General features: G+C 75.8%; 2 protein-coding genes. One reads left to right on the top strand and one right to left on the bottom strand.

The window, feature by feature from the left end; all coding sequences use genetic code 11:
* Positions 1 to 113 precede the first annotated feature (113 nt).
* The gene (locus BLS21_RS24435) at positions 114 to 752 is read right to left on the bottom strand and encodes an MBL fold metallo-hydrolase (RefSeq protein WP_091221093.1); all 639 of its coding nucleotides are present in this window, start codon (positions 750 to 752) and stop codon (positions 114 to 116) included.
* Between BLS21_RS24435 and BLS21_RS26100 the strand changes: the two genes are divergently transcribed.
* On the top strand, positions 751 to 1,107 hold the full coding sequence (locus tag BLS21_RS26100; protein WP_245700499.1) for a hypothetical protein: 357 nt from the start codon (positions 751 to 753) through the stop codon (positions 1,105 to 1,107). The two genes, BLS21_RS24435 and BLS21_RS26100, sit on opposite strands and share 2 nt — an antisense overlap.
* The last annotated feature ends 118 nt before the right edge of the window (positions 1,108 to 1,225 follow it).

Raw genomic sequence — 1,225 nt, 5'->3', positions numbered from 1 at the left:
ACTTCTGGGGCTTCCTCTTCGCCGTCCTCGCCGCCGTGCTGCTGGTCGGCGTCGCCGAGGGCGTGGCCGCAGCCCGCAACCGCGCCGTCCGCTGAGCCCGGTCCCCGCAGGGCTCAGAGCTCGACCGACTCCCCCGGGGCCAGGCGGCTGTACGGGGTCGGCGTCCCCGGGCCCCGCTCACCGAGCAGGCCCCCGACCAACCCCAGCCCGGTGTCGTTGAGCAGTCCGTCGTGGACGGCGTACGCCTGGTCGGCGTCCACGGCCCGCACGTAGTCGATCACCTCGGCGGTCTTCGACCAGGGCGCGTGCACCGGCAGCAGCAGCGTGGCCACCGGCTCGCTGGGGACGGTGAAGGCGTCACCCGGGTGGAACACCACCCCACCGACCAGGAACCCCACGTTGCCCACCCGCGGGAGCTCCGGGTGGATCACCGCGTGCAGCTCCCCGTGCACGGTGACGTCGAAGCCGGCGACGGTGAGCGCGTCGCCGTCCCCCACCACGTGCACCCGGCCCGCCGCGCCGTCGAGATGTCCGGCCACCGACCCGTTGGTCCACACCTCCAGGGCGGGGTCGGCGTCCATGGCCGCGCGCAGCACGTCGGGCGCGAAGTGGTCCACGTGCTCGTGGGTCACCAGGACCGCGGTCGCCCCCTGCAGCACCGACGGGTCGGTGAACACCCCCGGGTCGATGACGAGCCGCCGGTCGTCCTCGCTGAGGACGACACAGGCATGGCCGTGCTTCGTCAGCTCCATGTCCCGCATCCTGCCCCCGGCCGGCGAGACCCGCCCGGCCCGCCTCCGGGTGAGCCGCTCACCCGTCCGGGTGAGGGGACCCCTGTCGACGCTGACCCTGTCCTGGCGCGCTGCCGACACCCTGGGCATGAGCGCCCCCACCCTCGCCGCCGCCACCGTCGTCGCCGCCCGCAGCCGCCCGCACGGCCCGACGGCCGCCCTGTGGCACGCCGTCGAGCTGCACCGACCGACCGCCGAGGTCGACGGCGCCTGCGAGCTCACCCTCTGCGGCTCGCTGGCCCGCGTCGACGTCGAGCAGCCGTGGCCCGCCCCGGCCCGCGACGTCTGCCCCGCCTGCGTCGTCCTCAGCCGCTGACACGGTGACACTGCGATCCTCCGGATCGCACCGCGGCCAGGTGCCGTCCCCGACCGCCGTGGAGCCCAGCCCGTCCCTGCTCGGGGGAGCCTCCGGCCCCCCGCTCCCAGGGACCCGC

The organism is Geodermatophilus siccatus, from assembly GCF_900103785.1.
Lineage (GTDB): Bacteria > Actinomycetota > Actinomycetes > Mycobacteriales > Geodermatophilaceae > Geodermatophilus > Geodermatophilus siccatus.
This window is presented reverse-complemented; position numbering and strand designations above follow the sequence as displayed.